Genomic DNA, 20,363 nt, shown 5'->3' on the forward strand with positions numbered 1-20,363 from the left:
CCCTCGGGATGTCATTTTCCGTAAACAGTTTCGGGTAGCCACAGCGCGACCTGCGGGAACACCATGATCAGCACCAGCGAGATCACCATCAGGATCACGAAGGGCACCACCGATTTCCAGATGTCGATCATGGTGATCTCGGGCGGTGCAAAAGCCCGCATCAGGAACAGGTTATAACCGAAGGGCGGGGTCAGATAGGCGATCTGGCAGGTGATGGTGTAAAGCACGCCATACCAGATCAGGTCGAAACCCAGCGCCCCCACCAGCGGCACATACAGCGGCGCCACGATCACCAGCATGGCGGTGTCGTCCAGAAACATCCCCATGATCAGGAAGGAAAGCTGCATCAGGATCAGGATGGTCCAGGGCCCAAGGCCCATCTGCTCGACAAACAGCCCCTCGATCGCCTTCACCGCCCCCAGCCCGTCGAACACCGCGCCGAACGACAGCGCCGCCAGGATGATCCACATGAACATGCAGGAAATCGCCAGGGTGGAGCGGGTGGCGACCTCGAACACTTCCATGGTGAAGCGCCGCTTGATCACCGCCGCCCCGACCGTGGCCGCAACCCCGATTACCGAGCTTTCGACCAGGCTGGTCCAGCCATAGACGAACGGCCCCATCATGGTGCCGAAAATCAGCAGCGGCAACACGCCCGCCCGCAGCAGCCGGAACTTCTCGGCCCTGGTGATCAGGGCACGCTCCTCGGCGGGCAAGGCCGGGCCAAGCGCGGGGTTCAGCGTGCAGCGCACCGCGATGTAAAGGATGAACACCCCGGCCATCAGCAATCCCGGCATCACGCCTGCCAGCCACAACTGCCCGACCGGTTGGCGCGCGATCATCGCATACAGCACCAGCACCACCGAAGGCGGGATCAGGATGCCAAGGCTGGAGCCTGCCTGAATGACCCCGGTCACCATCAGCTTGTCATAACGCCGCCGCAAAAGTTCCGGCAGCGCGATGGTCGAGCCGATGGCCATGCCCGCCACCGACAGCCCGTTCATCGCCGAAATCATCACCATCAGCAGGATGGTGCCGATGGCAAGCCCCCCCGGCACCGGCCCGAACCAGACGTGAAACATCTTGTAAAGGTCTTCGGCCAGCCGGGATTCCGACATGACGTAGCCCATGAACACGAACATCGGCAGCGTCAGCATCGGATACCATTTCATCAGCTTCATCGCTGCTGAAAAGCCCATGGTCTGCCCGCCGGTGCCCCACAGCGCCAAGGATGCCACCACCGCCACGAAGCCGATCACCCCGAACACCCGCTGCCCGGTCAGCATCATCAGCAGCATGGTCGAGAACATCAGGACCGCAATCATCTCATACGGCATCAGATGGTCTCTCCGCGAATGGTGGCGATGTCGCGGAACAGGAAGGCCAGCGATTGCAGGATCATCAGGAAAAAGCCAAGGCAGAACACTAGCTTGACCGGCCAGAGGTAGGGTCGCCAGGCGGTCGGGCTGCGCTCGTTGTAGGTCAGCGAGTAGATCGAGCTGTCCACCGCGCCCCAGAGCATCACCCCCAGATAGAAGATCAGCGCCAGCACGGTGAAGGCATCCCACCAGGCGCGCTTGCGGTCCGACCAGCGGGCATAGGCCAGATCCATCCGCACCTGGCTGCCCATCTGCATCGAATAAGGCCCGCCCAGAATGTAATAGCCGACCATGGTGAACTGCGCCATTTCCAGCGTCCACAGCGACGGGGCGCCGCCCGCCTTGCTGATGGTGGACCACAACAGGATGCCCATCAGCACGAACAGCAGATACATCGCAAAGCGGCCGACGCCGTAATTCAGCCGGTCCACCAGACGCACGAAGATGATGATGCTGCGGGGCATTGCGCGCCTATCCTGCCTTGGCTTGCGGGGCAGGCGCAAGGGTGGAAACCGCCTGCGCCAGCAGCGGCGCCACGATATCCGCCATCGCCGCCTCGGCCTGCGGCGTGGCGATCAGGTCGTTGCGGAATTCGAGCATCGCATTGGGTAGGCCATAGGGGGTGGCCTGCAACCGCAGGGTGTGGGTCACCTCGTCTGCCGCCGAGTAGGGCGCGTTCAGTGCGGCGTTCAACCGGCTGCCGGCCCGCGCCGCCGCCAGAATCGCCTGCGCAAGCTGCGGGTCGGCATCGTGAATCACCCCGAATTCAAGGCTGCGCGGCTTGCCGTGATAGATCGGGGTAAAGGAATGGATGGTGATCACCACCGGCGCGCGGCCCAGCGCCAGCCGTTGCATCAGCAGGGCGTGCAAGGCGGCATGGAACGGCAGATACACAGCCTCGGCACGCGCCGCCCGGTCGGCGGGCGTGATCGCGGCATTTCCCGGAATATCAAACACTTCCGACCGCGCAGGCATTGCGCCCAGGCTGTCGGGCGCCCGGTTGCAGTCATAGATCAACCGGCTGACCGGCGCATGCACCAGCACCGCCCCCAGCCGCTGCGCCAAGCCCCGCGCCAGCCCCAATGCGCCGGGATCCCAGGCGATATGCGCCTGCCGCTGTGCCGCGGTCAGCCCCAGATCGCCCCAGGTGGCCGGGAATGCGTTCGAGGCATGCTCGCACACCAGCACGATCCGCCCCGCGGCATCGTCATTCTCGATCACGGCCGGAAAGCGGCCCCCTGATGCGGCATTGGTGGCAGTCATTGCGGCGAGTCGTCCCCCGGGTCAGGCCCCTGCGTGCGGTCAACGTCCTCTGCCACGGCGGTTTCTGTCAAGAATTATTCTGTTGCGCAGAATCTGTTACAATGTTTTCTGTTTGCTGCATGATTTTGCGGCAACCCGGGCGCTCATCCGCCGCATCCGGCGTCTTCGCTGGCCGCGCCCCGCTTTGATAACGAGGCCCCGATGCTGCCCGGCGTGACCCTTGAAGACCAGATGCTGGCCGCCCTGCCCGAGATGACACGGGCCGAGCGGCAACTGGCCACCCACATGCTGCGGCATTACCCGGTGGCGGCCCTCGCGTCGATCACGGCGCTGGCCAAGGCCGCCGAGGTTTCCACGCCGACGGTGGTGCGGCTGGTGCAGAAACTGGGGTTCAAGGGCTATCCAGACTACCAGAACGCCCTGCGATCCGAGGTCGAGGCGATGCTGATCTCGCCCTTGGCCAAGCACGACCGCTGGGCAGAGGGCGTGCCCGACACCCATATCCTGAACCGCTTTGCCGATGCGGTTGTGGGCAATCTGCAGGCGACGCTGGGGCGGATCGACCATGCCGAGTTCGACGCCGCCTGCGCCCTGCTGGCCGACCCGTCCCGCCGCATCTTTGCCGTGGGCGGGCGGATCACCCATGCCATGGCCGACTATTTCACCACGCTGATGAAATCGGTGCGCCCCGAGGTCACGCTGCTGTCGAACATGTCCAATTCCTGGCCCCCGGCGCTTTTGGACATGAAACCGGGCGATGTGCTCTTGGTGTTCGACATCCGCCGCTATGAAAACGCCGTGCTGCAACTGGTGGACATGGCGGGCGAGCAGGGGGCCGAAGTGATCCTGATCACCGACCGCTGGGTATCCCCCGCCGCCACCCGCGCCCGCCATACCCTGTCGTGCCATATCGAAGCCCCCTCGGCCTGGGACAGCACGGTCACCATTCTGGTGCTTGTGGAAACCCTGCTGGCCGCGGTGCAAAGCCTGACCTGGGACCAGACCGAGGGCCGCCTGAAACGCCTCGAAGACCTCTACGCCCGCGCCCGCTTCTTCCGCCGCCACCGCTGAAACCGGCCAGATCAACAGCCCCCGCGCATCTTCCACATTCACCTCTGCGAAAATATCCCCGCCGGAGGCACCTTGCCGCCACGCTGCCGCGTCACGTCAAAGGCGGCGCCAACGGCTTCCTGCGCATCCCCGAAAGCGCATTCCCGGCCACCGCCGCCATCAGCACCGCCCCGCCGACAAAGGTGCCGACCGAGGCGGTCTCGCCCATCAAGGCCCAGACCCAGATCGGTGCCAGCAGCACCTCGACCATGCTCAGCAGCGTCAGTTCGGCGGCAGGGATCACCCGGCTGCCCAGCGTGTAAAGCGCCATGCCGGTGGCCAGTTGCAGCGCCCCCATGGCCATGGCAATGCCGATGTCATGCAGCGGCACCCCCAACGGCTGCCCCGTCACCTGCAACACCACCGCCGCCACGATCATCGAGAATATCCCGCCCAGCACCACGGCGGGCATCATGTCCTCCAGCCGGCCCCAGCGCAGGGTGATGGTGAAGGCGGCAAAGCCCAGCGCCGACAGCAGCGCCGCGATATTGCCCGCCGCCGCCCCGGCTGCCAGGCCTTCACGCACCATGATGAACATGCCGACCCCGGCCACGGCGATGGCGATCCAGGTGGCACCGCGCACCGCCTCGCGCAGCAGGAACCATCCCAGAATGGCGGTCAGGAACGGCGAGGCGGCGAACAGGAACACGGCGTTCGCCACCGTGGTCGCCTGAATGGCGTAAATCGCCCCGGCAAAGGCGAATACCAGCCCCAGCCCGCCGATCACCCCGGCGCCCCCGACCTTGCGCATCCGCTGCCAGGGGTGCCCGCCCGAGGCCCAGGCGATATAGCCAAACAGCACCGGCACCATCCCGGCCGAGCGCCAGAACAGCACGGCCCAGGTGCCCGCCTCGTCGATCTGCCGGATCGCCAGCCCCATCGCCGACCACAGCACCCCTGCCAGCACCACTAGCAGCACACCCGTCTGATATTTCATGCCAATCCCCGTCTTTGGCCCAATGTGAAAAGGCCAAAGCCCCGCGTCTGTCCCGTTCCCGACGCCTTGGCGTTCAATATCCCAAGGCGCGGTCCACCAGATGCAGGAAAGGCTCGCCCGCCTCGCCGCGGCGGATGTTTTCGGCCACCACGCGGGCGGCGCTTTCTGCGCGGGTGTCGGCGGCGATATGCGGCGTCACGGTGACGCGCGGATGGCTCCAGTAGCGGTGCGAAGCGGGCAGGGGCTCAACGCGGAACACATCCAGCGTTGCATGCCCCAACCGCCCTGCATCCAGCGCCGCCAGCAAGGCGTCATCGTCGATCAGCGCCCCACGCCCCGGATTGATGATCACCGCGCCATCCGACAACCAGCCCAAACGCCGCGCGTCCAGCATCCCCTCGGTCTCGGGGGTTTTCGGCAGCAACGTCACCAGAATTTCCGCCCGCCGCAACGCCGCCTGCAGACCATCCTCGCCCGACACACATGCCACCCCCGGCACCGATTTCGCTGACCGGCTCCACCCCGTCACCGGAAACCCCAAGGCCATCAGCGCCGCCGCACAGGCCTGCCCCAGCGCCCCCAGCCCCAGGATCACCACCGACCGCTCGCGCGACAGCGGCGGCACCTGCTGGTCCCAGCCGGTGCCGCCGCGGATATAGCGATCCAGCCCCAGGTGATGCCGCAGCACGTTGCCCACGACATATTCCACCATGCCCTGCGTCAGATCGGGGTCCACCATCCGGCACAGCGGCTGGGTCAGCGTCGCGTTGCCGACGATCTTTTCCACCCCGGCCCAGAGGCTGAGCACGGCTTTCGCGTTCACGAAGGCCGAGAAATCCTCGATGCCGCCGCCGGGGGCCACCACCAGATAATCCACCGATGCCGGATCATCGAGCAGCGTCGAGACCTCGGCCACCACCCCAACCTCGGCCAAAGCCCGCGCCAGCGGCACCTGATACTCCGGCCAAGCCGAAGCCCCCGCCGCGAACCCCACCCGCACCGCCATGCCGCCCCCCTTTGTCATCCCGAAACCACCGTCCCCGCTACCTTGGTCGGTGGACATGCGCGCTTTGCACCAGCCCGAAACTGGCCAGCAACACCAGCATCGCCGAGCCGCCATAGGACACCAGCGGCAATGGCACCCCCACCACCGGCGCCAGCCCCATCACCATCGACATGTTGACGGCAAAGTAGAAGAAGAAGTTCGCCGCCACCCCCAGGATCAGCAGGCTGGAAAACCGGTCCTTGTTCTGCAACGCCGAGATCACGCAGAAGCCGATGATCAGCGCGTAAAGCGTCAGCAGCGAGAAGGCACCGATAAAGCCGAACTCCTCGGCCAGCGTGGTAAAGATGAAATCGGTGTGCTTTTCCGGCAGGAAATTCAACCGGCTTTGCGTGCCCTGCATGAAGCCCTTGCCGCCCCAGCCGCCCGAACCCAACGCGATCTTGGCCTGGCTGATGTGATAACCGGCACCCAAGGGGTCCGAGCCGGGATCAAGGAAAGTGTCGATCCGCTTGAACTGATAGTCGTGCAGCAATTGCCAGGTGGTGCCGCGCGACAGCATCACCGTGGCCACCAGCCCGATACCGGCGCCGATCACCACGGCAAAGTAGATCCACGACACCCCGGCGCAGAACATCACCACGCCGCCGCCCAGCATCAACAGCAAGGCGGTGCCCAGATCGGGCTGGGTCAGCACCAGCGCGGTCGGCAACAGGATCAGTATCACCGGAACCAGCACCCAGACCGGACGCGAGGTGCGGTCGCCCGGCAACCAGTCGTAATAGGCCGCAAGCAACATGATCAGCGCCACCTTCATCAACTCCGAAGGTTGCAGCATGATGAAGCCAAGGTTGATCCAGCGTTGCGCCCCCATGCCGGTGTGGCCGAAGAACTCCACCACCAGCAGCAAGCCGATGGCCACCAGATAGGCCAGCGCCGACAGGTTGCGCCAGAACCAGATCGGCACGAAGGCGATGAACAGCATCACCCCAAGACCTGCACCAAAGCGCTGCATCTGCGGCTTGGCCCAGGTGTCGATATTGCCGCCCGCCACCGAATACAGCATCAGCCAGCCCACCGCCGCCACCGCGGTCAGCAGCAGGATCAGCGGCCAGTTCAGGTGCAGGAACTTCTGCAACCCCGTCGGCACCATCTTGATGCGGTATTCCAGAAAGCTCATCTGCGACCATTCATTCTGGGGCCCCTCATGCCTGCGACTTGCCCGGCAGCACGCCGTCCGGGTCGCGCAGCTTCATCGCCTTGAACTGGCTGTCGATGCGGTTGCGCTGCGCCGCCGGATAGGCCGACAGCGGCGGGATGCCGTCATGCAGGCAGCGCAGCAGGATGTCGCGGGCAATCGGTGCCGCCACCGCCGAGCCGCCGCCGCCATGTTCCACCACCACCGACACCGCCACCCGCGGGTTGTCGAACGGCGCAAAGCCGACGAACAGCGCGTGGTCGCGCGATTTCCACGGCAACTGGTCGTTGGACACCACGCCCGAGGCCCGTTCGGCCGCCGAGATGTTGCGCACCTGCGCCGTGCCGGTCTTGCCGGCCATCAGCATGGTGTCATCGTCGATGCGCGCGCTGCGCGCGGTGCCGTTGCCGCCGTTCATCACCTCGAACATGCCGCGCTGCACTGCCGCCAGATTGGCCGCATCAAAGCCCAGCGACGGCGCTTCGGCAATCGGCACCGGCTTGTCGTCGATCATGTGGATCAGCCGGGCCTGCACGGCTTTCCCACTGGCGATCCGCGCCGTCATCATCGCCAGTTGCAACGGCGAGGTCAACACATAGCCCTGACCGATGGCGGCGTTGATGGTGTCGCCGATCACCCAGTCTTTCTTGTAGCGCGCCACTTTCCACGCCTTGTCGGGCATCACGCCTTCGGTGATCGCTGACATCGGCAGATCGTGCCGCCCGCCCAGGCCCAGCCTGCGGCCGATTTCAGCGATCTTGTCGATGCCGACCTTCTGCGCGATCTCGTAGAAATACACATCGCAGCTTTCCGCCAGCCCGCGCTTGAGGTTCACCGTGCCGTGGCCTGCCCGCTTCCAGCAGTGGAACTTGCGCCCGCCGACCTCGTAATAGCCGGGGCAGCGGATGCTGGTTTCGGTGTCGATCACGCCCGCGTCCAGCGCCGCCAGCGCCGTCACCATCTTGAAGGTCGAACCGGGCGGATAGGCACCCTGCACCGATTTGTTGGCCAAGGGGCGGTGGTCGTTTTCGGTCAGCGCCGCATAGTCGCGCTGGCTGATGCCGCGCACGAACAGGTTGGGGTCGAACGACGGCGCCGAAGCAATCGCCAGAATGTCGCCGGTCTGCACATCCACCGCCACCGCAGCGGCGCTGTCGTCGCCCAGCCGCACCTGCGCGAAGTTCTGCACGGCGGCGTCGATGGTCAGGCGGATATCCGACCCCGCCACGCCTTCGCGCCGGTCAAGCTCGCGCATCACCCGGCCCAGGGCGTTGACCTCGATCCGCTTGGCCCCGGCACGACCGCGCAGGGTGTCTTCGGTCCATTTCTCCACCCCGATCTTGCCGATCTGGAATTTCGGGATCTGCAACAGCGGGTCGGGGTCTTCCAGCTTGGCGAGATCCGCCTCGGACACCGGGCCGACATAGCCGACGATATGGGCAAAATCGGTGTCCAAGGGGTAGATGCGGCTAAGGCCGACCTCGGGCGACACGCCGGGCAGGCTGGGGGCGTTCAACGCCACCTTGGAAAAATCGTCCCAACTCAGCCGGTCGGCCACGATGATCGGCACGAAGGGGCTGTGGCGCAGCGCCTCGCGGGTGGTCTTGTCGATCTCGTCGTCGGTCATCGGGATCAGCGCCGCCAAGCGGTGCAGCACCGCGTCCACGTCGCCGGCATCCTCGCGGGTGATCACCACGCGGTAATTCTGCTCGTTGCCCGCGATCAGGCGGCCGTTGCGGTCCTGGATCAAGCCGCGATTGGGCGGGATCAGCCGGATGTTGATGCGGTTTTCCTCGGCCAACAGGCGAAACTGGTCGGCCTGTTCGACCTGCATGTAGCGCATCCTGGCGCCCAGCACCGCCACCATGGCCGCCATCGCCCCGCCCATCAGCAGCGCCCGGCGGTTGACCTGGCGGGCGGTTTCTTCGGTGTCGCGGTTCGAGCGTCTCACAGCCGCCTCCCGCGCGCATCAATCTCGCCCATTGCCGGTTTGTGCACTCCCAGCAGCAGCCGTGAGGCCCCCACCACCAATGGATAGCAGACAATCGACCCCAGAACCTGGATCATCGCATAGCCAAACCCCGGCTGCGGCACGAACGTCACGGCAAATACCATCCGATAAGCCAGCAGCATCAGGGTCATCAGACCCGCGATCACCAGCCATTCCATGCCGATGCTCAGCTCGCGCATCAGTGCCGCCCGGCCGCGCAGGAATTCGGCGGCCAGCACCACCAGCGCCGTCCACAGGCCCGGTGGCCGCATCAGCAGGAAATCCTCGGTCAGCACCACCCCGACGATCAGCCAGACCGGCAGGTAATCGGGGCGGCGCTGCACCCATGCGAGGGTCAGGCACAGGATCAGGTCAGGCCCCGGCCAACTGCCCGCCGTGGTGCCCATCGGCAGCATCCGCAGAAAGAACAGCACCAGAGCAAAGCCGACAAACAGGCTGCGGTGCAACCACAGGTCGCGGTTGTGCGGGTCAACCATTGCTGCCCCCGGGTGTGGCCTCGGGCAGCGGCATCGGCCCGATCAGTTCCGGTGGCGGCAGCGGCGGCGCCACCATGGCACCGGCTTGCGAGATCGGCGGCAATTCGTGGCTGCGCAACACCCGCAGGAACTCCAGCCGTTCATAGTCGGCGGCCATCCGCACCCGTTGCCGCCGGTCCGGCCCCAAGGCCACTTGCCCCACCAGCAGCCCCGCCGGGAACACCCCGCCATCGCCCGAGGTCACCACCTGATCGCCGGGGCGCACCAGATCGGGTTTCTCCAGAAACTCCAGCGGCGGGGCAGGCGAATTGTCGCCCGACATCAACGCCTTCTGCCCCGAGGGCTGCACCACCACCGGGATACGGCTGGCGCTGTCGGTCAGCAGGATCACCCGCGCCGTGCGTTCGCCCACGCCGGAAATGCGCCCCACCAGCCCCAGCCCGTCCATCGCCGCCCAGCCGTCGCGGATACCGTCGCGGGAGCCTACATTCAGCAGCACCGACTGGCGGAACGGGCTGCCGCTGTCGGCCAGCACCATGCCGGTGACATGGGTCAGCTTGGCATCGAGCCGCACCTGATTGAGGTCCAGGAGCCTTGCGTTCTGCTGTTCCAGTTGCAGCGCCGCCTCTTTCCACGCCTTCATCTGCTGCAATTCGCGGCGCAGTTCCTGGTTCTGGTCATAAAGGCTGGCATAGGACTGAAAGGCGTCGATCATCCCCGCGGCCTTGGTCACCGGCACCATGGCCCAGGCGAAACTTGGCACCAGCCGGTCCACCAAAGCGGTGCGAAAGCGTTCGACCCGCGGGCTGTCGATGCGCCACAGCAGGAACAGCGCGAACAGCAGCAGCACCAGCCCCCCCACCAGAATCCGGCGGATGGGGCGGGAAAATTCGTCCTCCGATGTCCGGTTTCCTGCCACGGCTGCCTCTTGGTCACACGCGGGGCGTCAGCGCCCGCTTTTAGCTGTCGTAGTCGATGACGTGCCGCAACTGCTTTTCATACTCCAGCGCCTTGCCGGTGCCCAGAGCCACGCAGTTCAAAGGTTCGTTGGCGACCGAGATCGAAAGTCCGGTCTGCTCGCGCAGCGCCAGATCCAGATCCCCAAGCAGCGCCCCACCCCCGGTCAGCATCACGCCACGGTCCACGATATCGGCGGCAAGGTCGGGCGGTGTGGTTTCCAGCGCCTGCATCACCGCGTCGCAAATCTGCTGCACCGGTTCTGCGAGGGCTTCGGCAATCTGCGCCTGATTGATCTCGGTCTCCTTCGGCACGCCGTTCAGCAGGTCGCGGCCACGGATGGTCATGCTGGCACCGCGCCCGTCATCGGGCATCCGCGCCGTGCCGATGCTGGTCTTGATTCGCTCGGCCGTCGATTCACCGATCAGCAGGTTCATGTGGCGGCGCAGATAGCTGATGATCGCCTCGTCCATCCGGTCGCCGCCCACCCGCACCGAGCGGGCATAGACGATGTCGCCAAGGCTGAGTACCGCAACTTCGGTGGTGCCGCCGCCGATATCGACCACCATGTTGCCGGTGGGTTCGGTGATCGGCATGCCCGCGCCAATCGCCGCGGCAATCGGTTCGGCAATCAGCCCGGCGCGGCGGGCCCCTGCTTGCAGCACCGAGTTGCGGATGGCGCGTTTTTCCACCGGGGTGGCGCCATGCGGCACGCAGACGATGATCTTCGGCTTGGAAAACGTGGTGCGCTTGTGGACCTTGCGGATGAAATGCTTGATCATTTCCTCGGCTGAATCGAAGTCGGCAATCACCCCGTCGCGCATCGGCCGGATGGCTTCGATGCTGCCCGGCGTGCGGCCCAGCATCAGCTTGGCATCTTCGCCCACCGCCAGCACGACCTTCTTGCCGTCCTTGACATGATAGGCCACCACCGAGGGTTCATTCAGCACGATGCCCTTGCCGCGCACATAAACCAGCGTGTTGGCGGTGCCGAGGTCGATCGCCATATCCGACGAGAAAAGGCCTGAAAGTATCGACATGGCTGGGCAATCCTGTGCTGCACGAAAAAACGATATTCCCCCGCGACTCAAGGGGGTGAGGCGGGCGGTTTCTTATAGGGATATGGCCTGGGAAGGGAAAGAGCCTTGCCCGAAGGCTTTGGCGCAATTCGCCGTGAAGCAACCGGATTCGCGGGCGGAACCGGGCAGCGGGCCGGGCCGGAAAGGTTCGAAAATGAAAGGGGCGGCGGCGAAACTGAAGTTCCGCCGCCGCCCCGATGTTCGATCCTTCTGGTTTGGTCGGTCAGACCAAAATCAGCAGACCCCTGCGAAAATATATCGCGGTGCTGCTGTTCAGGAGGCGTCCTTGTAGTTGACCGACTTCACATTCTCGCCCGGAGCGCTTTTGGTGCGCCGCACGATCAACCGGTTCAGCGCGTTGATATAGGCTTTCACCGATGCCACCACGGTGTCGGTATCCGCCGATTGGCCGGTGGCAATGCGCCCGTCCTCCTCCAGCCGGACGCTCACCGTGGCCTGCGCGTCGGTGCCTTCGGTGACGGCATGCACCTGATACAGTTGCAGCCGCGCGCCGTGCGGATAAAGCATCTTCACCGCGTTGAAGCTGGCATCCACCGGGCCGTCGCCGGTGGCGTCGATCGCGTGGTCAACCCCCTCGATCGCCATGGTCAGCTCGGCTTCCTGCGGGCCTTCGGTGCCGCAAACCACCCGCAGCCGCTTCAGTTGCAGCGTGTCATGTGCGGCATGGGTGCCCTGGTCCTGCATCAGCGCGATCAGGTCGTCGTCATAGACTTCCTTCTTGCGGTCGGCCAAGGCCTTGAAGCGCACGAACACGTCGTTCAGCTGGTTGTCGGCCAGATCAAAGCCCAGGTCGCGCAGCTTCATCCGCAGCGCGGCACGCCCCGAGTGCTTGCCCATCACCAGCGAGGTGTCGGCCAGCCCGATATCCTGCGGCCGCATGATCTCGAAGGTTTCGGCGTTCTTCAGCATGCCGTCCTGATGGATGCCGCTTTCGTGCGCAAAGGCGTTCTTGCCGACGATGGCCTTGTTGAACTGCACGGCAAAACCCGAAACCGTCGCCACCTTGCGGCTGAGGTTCATGATCTTGGTGGTATCGACCCCGGTGCGGTAGGGCATGATGTCGTTGCGCACTTTCAGCGCCATCACCACCTCTTCCAGCGCCGTGTTGCCCGCGCGTTCGCCCAGACCGTTGATGGTACATTCGATCTGCCGCGCGCCCGCCTGCATCGCGGCCAGGGCGTTGGCGGTGGCCATGCCGAGGTCGTTGTGGCAATGGGTGGCGAAGATCACCTTGTCGGCACCCGGCACCCGGTTCAGCAGCATGGTGATGATCTCGGCACTTTCGCGCGGCGCGGTGTAGCCCACGGTGTCGGGGATGTTGATGGTGGTGGCGCCGGCCTTGATGGCAATTTCCACCGTGCGGCACAGGAAATCATGCTCGGTGCGGGTGGCATCCATCGCTGACCACTGGATGTTGTCGCACAGGTTGCGGGCATGGCTGACGGTGTCGTGGATCCGCGTCTCCATTTCGGCCATGCTCAGGTTGGGAATGGCGCGGTGCGTGGGAGAGGTGCCGATGAAGGTGTGGATGCGCGGCTGCCGCGTGTGGCGCACCGCTTCCCAGCAGCGGTCGATGTCCTTGGTGCTGGCGCGTGCCAACCCGCAGATCACCGCGTTCAGCCCCATCTTGGCAATGGCGCTGACCGCCTCGAAATCGCCTTCCGAGGCGATCGGAAAGCCCGCCTCGATGATATCCACCCCCATCTCGTCCAGCAGGGCCGCGATCTCCAGCTTTTCGGAATGGCTCATGGTGGCACCGGGCGATTGCTCGCCGTCACGCAGGGTGGTGTCGAATATCAGGACGCGATCCTGTTTGGATTTGTCGGTCATGGTGATCTCTCGTTTTGCTTTGGCTTCATCCGTGGGCGCAAGTCACCTCCGAGCGGTCGCACCCAAGGGCACGCTCAGAGGCGGCTAAGGAGAAGCAGCGCACGGGTGTTGCGCAGGCAAAAAGCCCGGTTGTCGCGGAATATGATGCGAGCCCGTGTCATGGGAACGGACTATACGGCCAGTTTCGGGAAAGGAAAGCCGGAAATTCGGCTTCATCTGTTTGAAAATATCCCCGCCGGAGGCTCCGGGCCGCACCACAGGTGCCTCCGGCGGGGATACTTGAACAGAGAAGAAAGCCTGGGCAAACGTCGTGCTGCCGCGGGCTTTTTCAGTTTTCGACCGGAGCAGCCTCGGGGGCAGCCGGGGCTGGTTCAGGCGCGGGGGCAGGGGTAATCAGCAGGCCACCCGCCCATTCGCCCGCAGTTTGCTGGCCGGTGGCATAGCGCAGCACGCCCTGGCCCTGGCGTTTGCCCTGCACAAAGCCGCCCTCATAGACGTCGCCGTTGCCATAGGTGGCGATGCCGGTGCCGTCGATCTGGCCGGCCTTCCACGGGCCGACATAGCTGAAGCCATCCGGCATGGTGATCCGCCCCGGCCCTTCGCGCAGGCCCGCCACGAAGCTGCCCACATAGACCGAGCCATCGGGATAGGTGGCGGTGCCCTGACCCTCGCGCACGCCGTTCAGCCAGTCGCCCTCGTAGTGATAGCCGTCTGGCAGGGTCATGGTGCCGGTGCCATGCGGCTTGGCATCCTTGAAGTCGCCCTCGTAAATCCGCCCGTCGGCATAGGTGGCGCGGCCCTTGCCCTCGATCACCCCGGCCTTCCAGTCGCCGTCGTAGGTGGAGCCATCGGGGTAGGTGATCTTGCCCTTGCCTTCGGCCAGATCGGCGGCAAAGGCGCCAACGTAAACCGAGCCATCGGCATAGGTCAGGCTGCCCTGACCCTGCATCCGGCCCTCGACCCAATTGCCTTCATAGACATAGCCATCGGCGCCGCGATAGATGCCCGCGCCATGGCGCTTGTCATCCAGAAACTCGCCGTCGTAGCTGGCGCCGTTGCCATAGCTGACGCGGCCCTTGCCCTGGCGCTGGCCATCGACAAAGGGGCCTTCGTAGATGTCGCCGTTGGGCTGGGTCAGCTTGCCGGTGCCGTTGATCTGGCCACCCGACCAGGGGCCGACATAGGTCAGGCCCTCGGGCATGGTCAGGGTGCCGGTGCCCTCGCGCTGGCCTGCCACCAGCGTGCCGTCGTAAACCGTGCCATCGGCGTAGGTGATCTTGCCGGTGCCATCCTTGACGCCGTTGACCCAAGCGCCGTCGTAGCGCGCGCCATCGGGGCTGACCAGCACGCCCTGACCCTGGCGCACCGCGTTGACCACATCGCCGGTATAGACCGAGCCATCGGCATAACGCGCCACGCCCTTGCCGGTCATCTGGCCATCGACCCAGGTGCCCTCGAAGCTGCCGCCATCGGGATAGGTGATCTTGCCCTGACCTTCGGGCTTGCCCAGCGCGAACTGGCCCTCATAGACCGAGCCGTTGGGAAAGCGCGCGATGCCCTGGCCCTTGATCTCGCCATCCACCCATTCGCCGGTGTATTCATAGCCGTTGGGCAGCCGGTAGCTGCCGGTGCCATGCTGGCGGCCGTCGCGGAAGGTGCCCTCATAGACGCTGCCATCCTCGTATTGCTTGATGACCACCTCGCCGTCGTCCTGCGCCATGGCGATGCCGCTCGCGCCCCCGGCCAGCGCCAGCCCCAGAAGGCCCGCCCGCACCGCCTGCCGCATACCCGCCTTGATCACCCGCATCTGATTGGCCCCTTGCCTCTGGTTGCAGCCGTTGCCGCAATTTGTCGTCAAACTAACTTTGCCGCCCGACAGAGACAAGCGCCCGTACCGCAATCGGCTTTTCCTTGCCCGCCAAACTGCTAGAAGCAAAGCACAGCCCGTCCGAGCAAGAGGCATCCCATGGCCGAGACGTTCCGCCTGACACTGGCACAACTGAACCCGACGGTCGGGGCGATTGCCGCCAATGCCGCCCTGGCCCGCGACGTCTGGGCACAGGGCCATGCTGCGGGCGCGCAGATGGTGGCGCTGCCAGAGATGTTCATCACCGGCTATCAGACCCAGGATCTGATCCTGAAGCCCAGCTTCGTGGCGGCGGCAATGGCGGCAGTGCAGGCCTTGGCGGTGGACTGCGCGACTGGTCCGGCGCTGGGTATCGGCGGGCCGGTGGTGCAGGACGGCCAGCTTTACAACGGCTATTACGTGTTGGCTGGCGGCAGGGTGGCCGCCACCGTGCTGAAGCACCATCTGCCCAACGATGGGGTGTTCGACGAAAAGCGGGTGTTCGCGGCCGCCGAAGTGGGGGCGCCAGTCACGGTCGGGCCGCTGCGGCTGGGCATCCCGATCTGCGAGGATGCCTGGCACCCGGACGTGACGGCGGCGCTGGCTGCTGCCGGGGCCGATATCCTGCTGATCCCCAACGGCTCGCCCTACCACCGCGGCAAGCCGTTGCAACGGGTGCGGCTGATGCAGACGCGGGTGGCGGAAACCGGGCTGGCGCTGGTCTATCTGAACATGACCGGCGGGCAGGATGATCAGGTGTTTGACGGCGCGTCGTTCGTGGTCAACCCCGGCGGGCAGATTGCGCTGCAGATGCCGCAGTTCGACGATGCGGTGGTGCAGGTCGATTTTACCCGCGGACCGCAGGGCTGGCAGGCGGTTCCCGGCGATCTGACGCCGATCCCGCGGATATGGGAGGCGGACTACCGCGCCTGCGTGCTGTCCTTGCGGGATTATCTGGCCAAGACCGGCTTCAAACAGGTGCTGCTGGGGCTTTCCGGCGGCATTGACAGCGCCATCGTCGCCACCATCGCCGCTGATGCCATCGGGCCAGCGAATGTGCGCTGCGTCATGCTGCCCTCGGGCTTCACTTCCGCCCATTCGTTGCAGGACGCGGGCGAGGTGGCGCGCAACCTGGGCTGCCGTCTGGATACCGTGCCGATCGGCGGGGCGCAGGCGGCGGTGGGGGCGGCGCTGCAGCCGCTTTTCGCCGGCACCGCTCCCGGCATCACCGAGGAGAATATTCAAAGCCGGTTGCGCGGGCTGATGCTGATGGCCATTTCCAACAAGACCGGCGCGATGCTGCTGACCACCGGCAACAAGTCGGAAATGGCGGTCGGCTATTGCACGATCTATGGCGACATGAACGGCGGCTATAACCCGATCAAGGACATGTATAAAACAAGGGTGTTCGAGACCTGCCGCTGGCGCAACGAAAACCACCGGCCGTGGATGCTGGGGCCAACGGGCGCGGTGATCCCCGAGCGGGTGATCTCCAAGGCGCCATCGGCGGAACTGCGCGAGGGCCAGCGCGACGACGACAGCCTGCCGCCCTATCCGGTGCTGGATGCCATTCTGGAAGGGCTGGTGGACCGCGAGCAATCGGTGGCCGAGATCGTGGCGCAGGGCCATGATCTGGCGGTGGTGAAGCGGGTGGAGCAGTTGCTGTATGTCAGCGAATACAAGCGCTATCAGGCGGCGCCGGGCACAAGGCTGACGCCGCATGCCTTCGGGCTGGACCGGCGTTACCCGATTGCCAACCGCTGGCGCGGCGGGGGGTAGCTCTTCCCTTCCTTGCGGGCGGTCATCGCAGGCGAAGACCGACCGTCAGGAAGGGATGAGCACCGCCTCAGACCTTGATCACCTTGCACTCCGGCAGCAGCCGTTCGGTGTCGTCGCGGTGGCACAGGTCGGTGGCCTCGGTCATTACCGCCGCCGAAGCCGCCGCCACCCCGCGCGCCAGCGCCTTTTCCATGTTCTTGCCCTCGGCCAGCGCCAGCACATAGGCGCCGACGAAACTGTCGCCCGCGCCAACCTTGCTGACCACCGTCACCTTGGCGGCATTGGCGAAGATCCGCCCCGACTTGTTGGCCAGCACCGAGCCATCGGCCCCGCGGGCCACGATGACGTTTTCCGCCACCCCGGCGGCCACCAGTTTCGAGGCGAAATCGGCGGTATCCTTGCGTTCGGTCAGCGCGAACCCTGCGATTTCCTCGGCCTCCTCGTCATCCATCCGCAGGGTGTGCAGGCCCTCGGTCGGCTCGGAGATCAGCCGTTCCAGCGGCGCGCCCGAGGTATCGACCACCAGCCGCGGCTTGTGCCCGGCCTGTTCGCCCAGCAATTGCGCAAGGTCGATCCGCCCGGCCAGGCTGTGCACGAAATCCGAAGGCACCCCGGGCGGCATGCTGCCCGACAGCACGATGAAGCCGCCCTGCAACGCCGCCACCGAAATCCGCTCCAGAATGGAATCGATCTGGGTGTGCAGCCATTTCTCGCCCGGCAGCACGAAGCGGTACTGCCGGCCGGTGCTGGTTTCGGTCACCGCAAGGCTTTGCCGCGTCTCGCCCGGCGCGGCAAAGGCGTCCAGCGCGATGCCGACATGCGCCACCCGCAGCGCCAGCCGCATGCCGGTGGTGCCGCCCAGCGCCACCATGGCGCGGCTGCTGCCGCCCAGCGCCGCAATGGCGCGGCTGACGTTGATGCCGCCGCCGCCCGGGTCCACCTGCGGCATCGAGCAGCGCAGCTTGGGGCCAGCGGTGACCTCGGCCACTTCGGTGGCGATGTCGAGGGCGGGGTTCATGGTGATGGTCAGGATCGGTATCTGCGACACGTCGGGTCTCTTTCATGCGGTCGGCAGCAACGGGGCGGCTGCCGTTCTGGTCGGCATCCGGGCCGACCTTCGGGATTTGCTGCAAGCCCGGCCACATTGGCCCCGCCTGCAACAAGATCAAGGGCTTTCGTCGATCTGCGAGTCTTTCGTCGCCTTATGTTAGCGCTAGACAAAATCCGATGCAAAGCCCGACCTTGCGCGGGCGGCGGGGGCAACACCGGGGCAGGGAGGCCCGGTTCGGTGCGTTGGCGCACAGCAGGCCGCTCATTCTGCGCCATGGTGCGACGGTCTGCGCGACTCTATATTGCAGGTATCAATCTTCAGGAGACTGCCATGAGCACCGTCAAACTCGCCATCCCGTTCTATTCGACCTACGGCACCAATCAGACCATGGCCGAAATCGCCGCCGAGGCGGCGCGGGCCGCCGGTGCCGAAGTGCGCCTGCTGCGCATCGCCGAAACCGCCCCAGAGGCGGTGGTGAACAGTCAGGACGGCTGGAAAGCGCAGGTCGCCCGTGCCGCCGCCCATCCGGTGGCGACGCCTGCCGACATGGAATGGGCCAATGCCTATCTGTTTTCCGCCCCCACCCGCTTTGGCGGCGCCCCCAGCCAGTTGCGCGCCTTCATCGACACGCTGGGCGGCCAGTGGTTCACCGGGGCCTTGGCCAACAAGGCGGTCAGCGCCATGACCAGCGCGCAGAACGTGCATGGCGGGCAAGAGGCCACCATTCTGGGGCTTTACACCACCTTCCTGCATTGGGGGTCGGTGATCGTGGCCCCCGGATTTACCGATCCGGCGGTGTTTGCGGCGGGCGGCAACCCCTATGGCTACAGCCACACCCAAGGGGCGGCGTTTGACGACGCGGCCAAGGCCGCCATCGGCCATCAGGCCACCCGGCTTGTCACCATGGCGGCAAAACTCGCCGCCTGAGCCGATTGCGGTCGGGGCGTTGCAGCGCCCCGCCCGATTTACAGCATCAACTGATAGCTGGCTGGCACATAGCGGAAACCGCTGTCGCGCGCCTCGATGTAGCCCAGCGCCGGGAAGGGCATGTGATAGCCGATGAACGGCAACTTGTCGGCGGCAATCATCCCCAGCATCTTGCGCCGGGTTGCCGCTGCCGCCGCCTTGTCGGCATCAAAGCGCACTTCCCAATCGGGATAGGCCAGCGACCAGACATAGTGGTTGGCGGTATCCGCCGTGATCACCAGTTGCGCGCCGTTGCTTTCCAGCATGAAGCCCAAATGCCCCGGCGAATGGCCGAACGCCGCCATCGCGGTGATGCCGGGGGCGACGCTGCCGCCATCCTCGACAAAGCTGATCTGGTCGTTCAGGGGCCGCACGTTCTTGTCGAAATTCTCGTTGGCGGCGGCCATCCAGTGGTTGTGCTCGACCGAGCCTGCAACATAGCGGGCCTTGGCGAAGGTCGGCCCCGCCGCCCCCATCAGCCCGCCGATATGGTCGCCGTGCATGTGGGTGATCACCACCAGGTCGATCTGATCCGGCGTCACCCCGGCGGCGGCCAGCACGCCGGTGATGGCTTCGGGGGCAAGGCCGGTGTCGAACAGCACCAGCTCGCTGCCGGTATTCACCAGCGTCGGGGTAAAGAAGTTGCGGGTCTTGTCGGCGGGAATGAAGTTTTCGGCCGAAACCCGGGCGAATTCCGCCGGATCGACGTTCAGCCCGAAGGTTTCCTGCGGCTTGTCACCGGCGCGGCTGCCCGCCAGCAGGGTGGTCACCTCGAAGCCGCCCAGGGCAAAGCGGTTGATCTGCGGCCCCATCGGCCCCAGCATCGGCGCTCCTGCCCGGGCCATACCGGGGGCAAGGCTGGCAGCAAGCGGCAGGGCAGCGGCGCCCAGCAGGGCCTGGCGGCGCGACAAAAGCGGGGCTGTCATGGCGGTCCTCCTGTTGCGGATGATCGCAAAAAGCTAGGCCGGTGGCGGCATTTGTCCGCTCACATCCCGGTGAAGCCTATTCCCACCACGGGTCGATGCTGGCGATGTCGTCGTCCGACCAGCCGAAGTGATGCGCCAGTTCGTGCACCAGCACATGCGTGACCATGTCGGCCAGCCCGATGTCGCCGCGTTCCAGCCATTCGTCCAGCATGGGGCGGCGGAACAGCCAGATCACGTCGGGCTGCTGCGGTTGGTCCATCACCGACTTTTCGGTCAGGGGCGTGCCCTCGTAAAGCCCGGTCAGTTCGAACGGGTCTTCGATCTGCATCGCCGCCATGATTTCCTCGGAAGGGAAATCCTCGATCCGCAGGCTGATGGCTGTGGCGGCGGCGCGGTAGGGTTCGGGCAGACTGGCAATCGCGCCATGTGCCAGTTGCTCGATCAGGGCGGCATCTGGGGCGGCGAGGTCGCTCCAGTCGGGCGCTTCGGGTTCGGTCATCGCGCAGTCCCTTTCGTGGCCTTCCCCTGATA

General features: G+C 65.5%; 18 protein-coding genes. 3 read left to right on the forward strand and 15 right to left on the reverse strand.

Annotated features, from left to right (window positions below; all coding sequences use genetic code 11):
• Positions 1-11: 11 nt before the first annotated feature.
• The 3 genes from RSW2DRAFT_RS06920 to RSW2DRAFT_RS06930 are packed head-to-tail and all read right to left on the reverse strand — an operon-like array spanning position 12 to position 2,642.
• Positions 12-1,337, reverse strand: coding sequence for a TRAP transporter large permease (locus RSW2DRAFT_RS06920; RefSeq protein WP_008029399.1), 1,326 nt, complete (start codon positions 1,335-1,337; stop codon positions 12-14).
• Positions 1,337-1,843 (reverse strand): TRAP transporter small permease subunit, encoded by a 507-nt coding sequence (locus RSW2DRAFT_RS06925; RefSeq protein ID WP_008029401.1) that lies wholly within the window; start codon positions 1,841-1,843, stop codon positions 1,337-1,339. Before RSW2DRAFT_RS06925 ends, RSW2DRAFT_RS06920 begins: the two co-directional genes overlap by 1 nt.
• Before the next feature lie 7 nt (positions 1,844-1,850).
• Positions 1,851-2,642, reverse strand: coding sequence for an N-formylglutamate amidohydrolase (locus RSW2DRAFT_RS06930; protein ID WP_008029404.1), 792 nt, complete (start codon positions 2,640-2,642; stop codon positions 1,851-1,853).
• A gap of 201 nt (positions 2,643-2,843) precedes the next feature.
• On the opposite strand from RSW2DRAFT_RS06930, the gene RSW2DRAFT_RS06935 reads away from it, so the two are divergent.
• Positions 2,844-3,713 (forward strand): MurR/RpiR family transcriptional regulator, encoded by an 870-nt coding sequence (locus RSW2DRAFT_RS06935; RefSeq protein ID WP_008029406.1) that lies wholly within the window; start codon positions 2,844-2,846, stop codon positions 3,711-3,713.
• Positions 3,714-3,804: 91 nt separating this feature from the next.
• Here RSW2DRAFT_RS06935 and RSW2DRAFT_RS06940 read toward each other — a convergent pair whose 3' ends face one another.
• From RSW2DRAFT_RS06940 to RSW2DRAFT_RS06980, 9 genes are all read right to left on the reverse strand, one after another.
• Positions 3,805-4,689 carry a DMT family transporter gene (locus RSW2DRAFT_RS06940; RefSeq protein WP_008029407.1) on the reverse strand — a complete coding sequence of 295 codons (885 nt, stop codon included), beginning with the start codon at positions 4,687-4,689 and terminating at the stop codon, positions 3,805-3,807.
• Positions 4,690-4,762: 73 nt separating this feature from the next.
• The gene (locus RSW2DRAFT_RS06945) at positions 4,763-5,695 is read right to left on the reverse strand and encodes a 2-hydroxyacid dehydrogenase (protein ID WP_008029409.1); all 933 of its coding nucleotides are present in this window, start codon (positions 5,693-5,695) and stop codon (positions 4,763-4,765) included.
• Positions 5,696-5,732: 37 nt separating this feature from the next.
• Positions 5,733-6,872, reverse strand: coding sequence for a rod shape-determining protein RodA (rodA, locus tag RSW2DRAFT_RS06950; protein ID WP_008029411.1), 1,140 nt, complete (start codon positions 6,870-6,872; stop codon positions 5,733-5,735).
• A gap of 25 nt (positions 6,873-6,897) precedes the next feature.
• Positions 6,898-8,841: a penicillin-binding protein 2 gene (gene mrdA / locus RSW2DRAFT_RS06955; RefSeq protein ID WP_008029413.1), complete on the reverse strand. Its 1,944-nt coding sequence runs from the start codon at positions 8,839-8,841 to the stop codon at positions 6,898-6,900.
• A complete protein-coding gene (locus RSW2DRAFT_RS06960) occupies positions 8,838-9,377 on the reverse strand; it encodes a hypothetical protein (protein WP_008029414.1) in 540 nt (179 codons plus the stop codon). Before RSW2DRAFT_RS06960 ends, mrdA begins: the two co-directional genes overlap by 4 nt.
• Positions 9,370-10,296 (reverse strand): rod shape-determining protein MreC, encoded by a 927-nt coding sequence (gene mreC, locus RSW2DRAFT_RS06965; RefSeq protein ID WP_008029417.1) that lies wholly within the window; start codon positions 10,294-10,296, stop codon positions 9,370-9,372. The genes RSW2DRAFT_RS06960 and mreC overlap by 8 nt, the downstream gene beginning before the upstream one ends.
• A 40-nt stretch (positions 10,297-10,336) precedes the next feature.
• On the reverse strand, positions 10,337-11,374 hold the full coding sequence (locus tag RSW2DRAFT_RS06970) for a rod shape-determining protein (RefSeq protein WP_008029419.1): 1,038 nt from the start codon (positions 11,372-11,374) through the stop codon (positions 10,337-10,339).
• A gap of 312 nt (positions 11,375-11,686) precedes the next feature.
• Entirely contained in the window at positions 11,687-13,264 is a 1,578-nt protein-coding gene (locus RSW2DRAFT_RS06975; protein ID WP_008029421.1) for a 2-isopropylmalate synthase, read from the reverse strand.
• 328 nt (positions 13,265-13,592) lie between these two features.
• Positions 13,593-15,071, reverse strand: a complete 1,479-nt coding sequence (locus tag RSW2DRAFT_RS06980) for an MORN repeat-containing protein (protein WP_008029423.1) — start codon at positions 15,069-15,071, stop codon at positions 13,593-13,595.
• A 159-nt stretch (positions 15,072-15,230) separates the two neighbouring features.
• Between RSW2DRAFT_RS06980 and RSW2DRAFT_RS06985 the strand changes: the two genes are divergently transcribed.
• Positions 15,231-16,889: an NAD+ synthase gene (locus RSW2DRAFT_RS06985; protein WP_008029426.1), complete on the forward strand. Its 1,659-nt coding sequence runs from the start codon at positions 15,231-15,233 to the stop codon at positions 16,887-16,889.
• Positions 16,890-16,956: 67 nt separating this feature from the next.
• Here the strand turns inward: RSW2DRAFT_RS06985 and RSW2DRAFT_RS06990 are convergent, their stop codons facing one another.
• Positions 16,957-17,937, reverse strand: coding sequence for a 1-phosphofructokinase family hexose kinase (locus RSW2DRAFT_RS06990; RefSeq protein WP_008029428.1), 981 nt, complete (start codon positions 17,935-17,937; stop codon positions 16,957-16,959).
• 333 nt (positions 17,938-18,270) lie between these two features.
• Between RSW2DRAFT_RS06990 and RSW2DRAFT_RS06995 the strand changes: the two genes are divergently transcribed.
• Complete coding sequence (locus RSW2DRAFT_RS06995; RefSeq protein ID WP_008029430.1) at positions 18,271-18,867, forward strand: NAD(P)H-dependent oxidoreductase; 597 nt, start codon at positions 18,271-18,273, stop codon at positions 18,865-18,867.
• A gap of 38 nt (positions 18,868-18,905) precedes the next feature.
• Here the strand turns inward: RSW2DRAFT_RS06995 and RSW2DRAFT_RS07000 are convergent, their stop codons facing one another.
• Both RSW2DRAFT_RS07000 and RSW2DRAFT_RS07005 read right to left on the reverse strand, forming a co-directional pair.
• Positions 18,906-19,832: an MBL fold metallo-hydrolase gene (locus RSW2DRAFT_RS07000; RefSeq protein WP_008029434.1), complete on the reverse strand. Its 927-nt coding sequence runs from the start codon at positions 19,830-19,832 to the stop codon at positions 18,906-18,908.
• Between the two features lie 76 nt (positions 19,833-19,908).
• Positions 19,909-20,331 (reverse strand): metallopeptidase family protein, encoded by a 423-nt coding sequence (locus RSW2DRAFT_RS07005; protein WP_008029436.1) that lies wholly within the window; start codon positions 20,329-20,331, stop codon positions 19,909-19,911.
• Positions 20,332-20,363: the final 32 nt, after the last annotated feature.

Origin of the sequence: Rhodobacter ferrooxidans (assembly GCF_000176015.1) — a bacterium.
Classification (GTDB): Bacteria; Pseudomonadota; Alphaproteobacteria; order Rhodobacterales; family Rhodobacteraceae; genus Pseudorhodobacter_B; species Pseudorhodobacter_B ferrooxidans.

Coding starts and splice junctions, on each gene's coding strand:
- RSW2DRAFT_RS06970 (WP_008029419.1), bottom strand. CDS start 11,374: ATGTCGATACTTTCAGGCCTTTTCTCGTCGGATATGGCGATCGACCTC.
- RSW2DRAFT_RS07005 (WP_008029436.1), bottom strand. CDS start 20,331: ATGACCGAACCCGAAGCGCCCGACTGGAGCGACCTCGCCGCCCCAGAT.
- RSW2DRAFT_RS07000 (WP_008029434.1), bottom strand. CDS start 19,832: ATGACAGCCCCGCTTTTGTCGCGCCGCCAGGCCCTGCTGGGCGCCGCT.
- RSW2DRAFT_RS06995 (WP_008029430.1), top strand. CDS start 18,271: ATGAGCACCGTCAAACTCGCCATCCCGTTCTATTCGACCTACGGCACC.
- RSW2DRAFT_RS06980 (WP_008029423.1), bottom strand. CDS start 15,071: ATGCGGGTGATCAAGGCGGGTATGCGGCAGGCGGTGCGGGCGGGCCTT.
- RSW2DRAFT_RS06930 (WP_008029404.1), bottom strand. CDS start 2,642: ATGACTGCCACCAATGCCGCATCAGGGGGCCGCTTTCCGGCCGTGATC.
- RSW2DRAFT_RS06945 (WP_008029409.1), bottom strand. CDS start 5,695: ATGGCGGTGCGGGTGGGGTTCGCGGCGGGGGCTTCGGCTTGGCCGGAG.
- RSW2DRAFT_RS06985 (WP_008029426.1), top strand. CDS start 15,231: ATGGCCGAGACGTTCCGCCTGACACTGGCACAACTGAACCCGACGGTC.
- RSW2DRAFT_RS06940 (WP_008029407.1), bottom strand. CDS start 4,689: ATGAAATATCAGACGGGTGTGCTGCTAGTGGTGCTGGCAGGGGTGCTG.
- RSW2DRAFT_RS06920 (WP_008029399.1), bottom strand. CDS start 1,337: ATGCCGTATGAGATGATTGCGGTCCTGATGTTCTCGACCATGCTGCTG.
- RSW2DRAFT_RS06925 (WP_008029401.1), bottom strand. CDS start 1,843: ATGCCCCGCAGCATCATCATCTTCGTGCGTCTGGTGGACCGGCTGAAT.
- RSW2DRAFT_RS06935 (WP_008029406.1), top strand. CDS start 2,844: ATGCTGCCCGGCGTGACCCTTGAAGACCAGATGCTGGCCGCCCTGCCC.
- RSW2DRAFT_RS06960 (WP_008029414.1), bottom strand. CDS start 9,377: ATGGTTGACCCGCACAACCGCGACCTGTGGTTGCACCGCAGCCTGTTT.
- rodA (WP_008029411.1), bottom strand. CDS start 6,872: ATGAGCTTTCTGGAATACCGCATCAAGATGGTGCCGACGGGGTTGCAG.
- RSW2DRAFT_RS06975 (WP_008029421.1), bottom strand. CDS start 13,264: ATGACCGACAAATCCAAACAGGATCGCGTCCTGATATTCGACACCACC.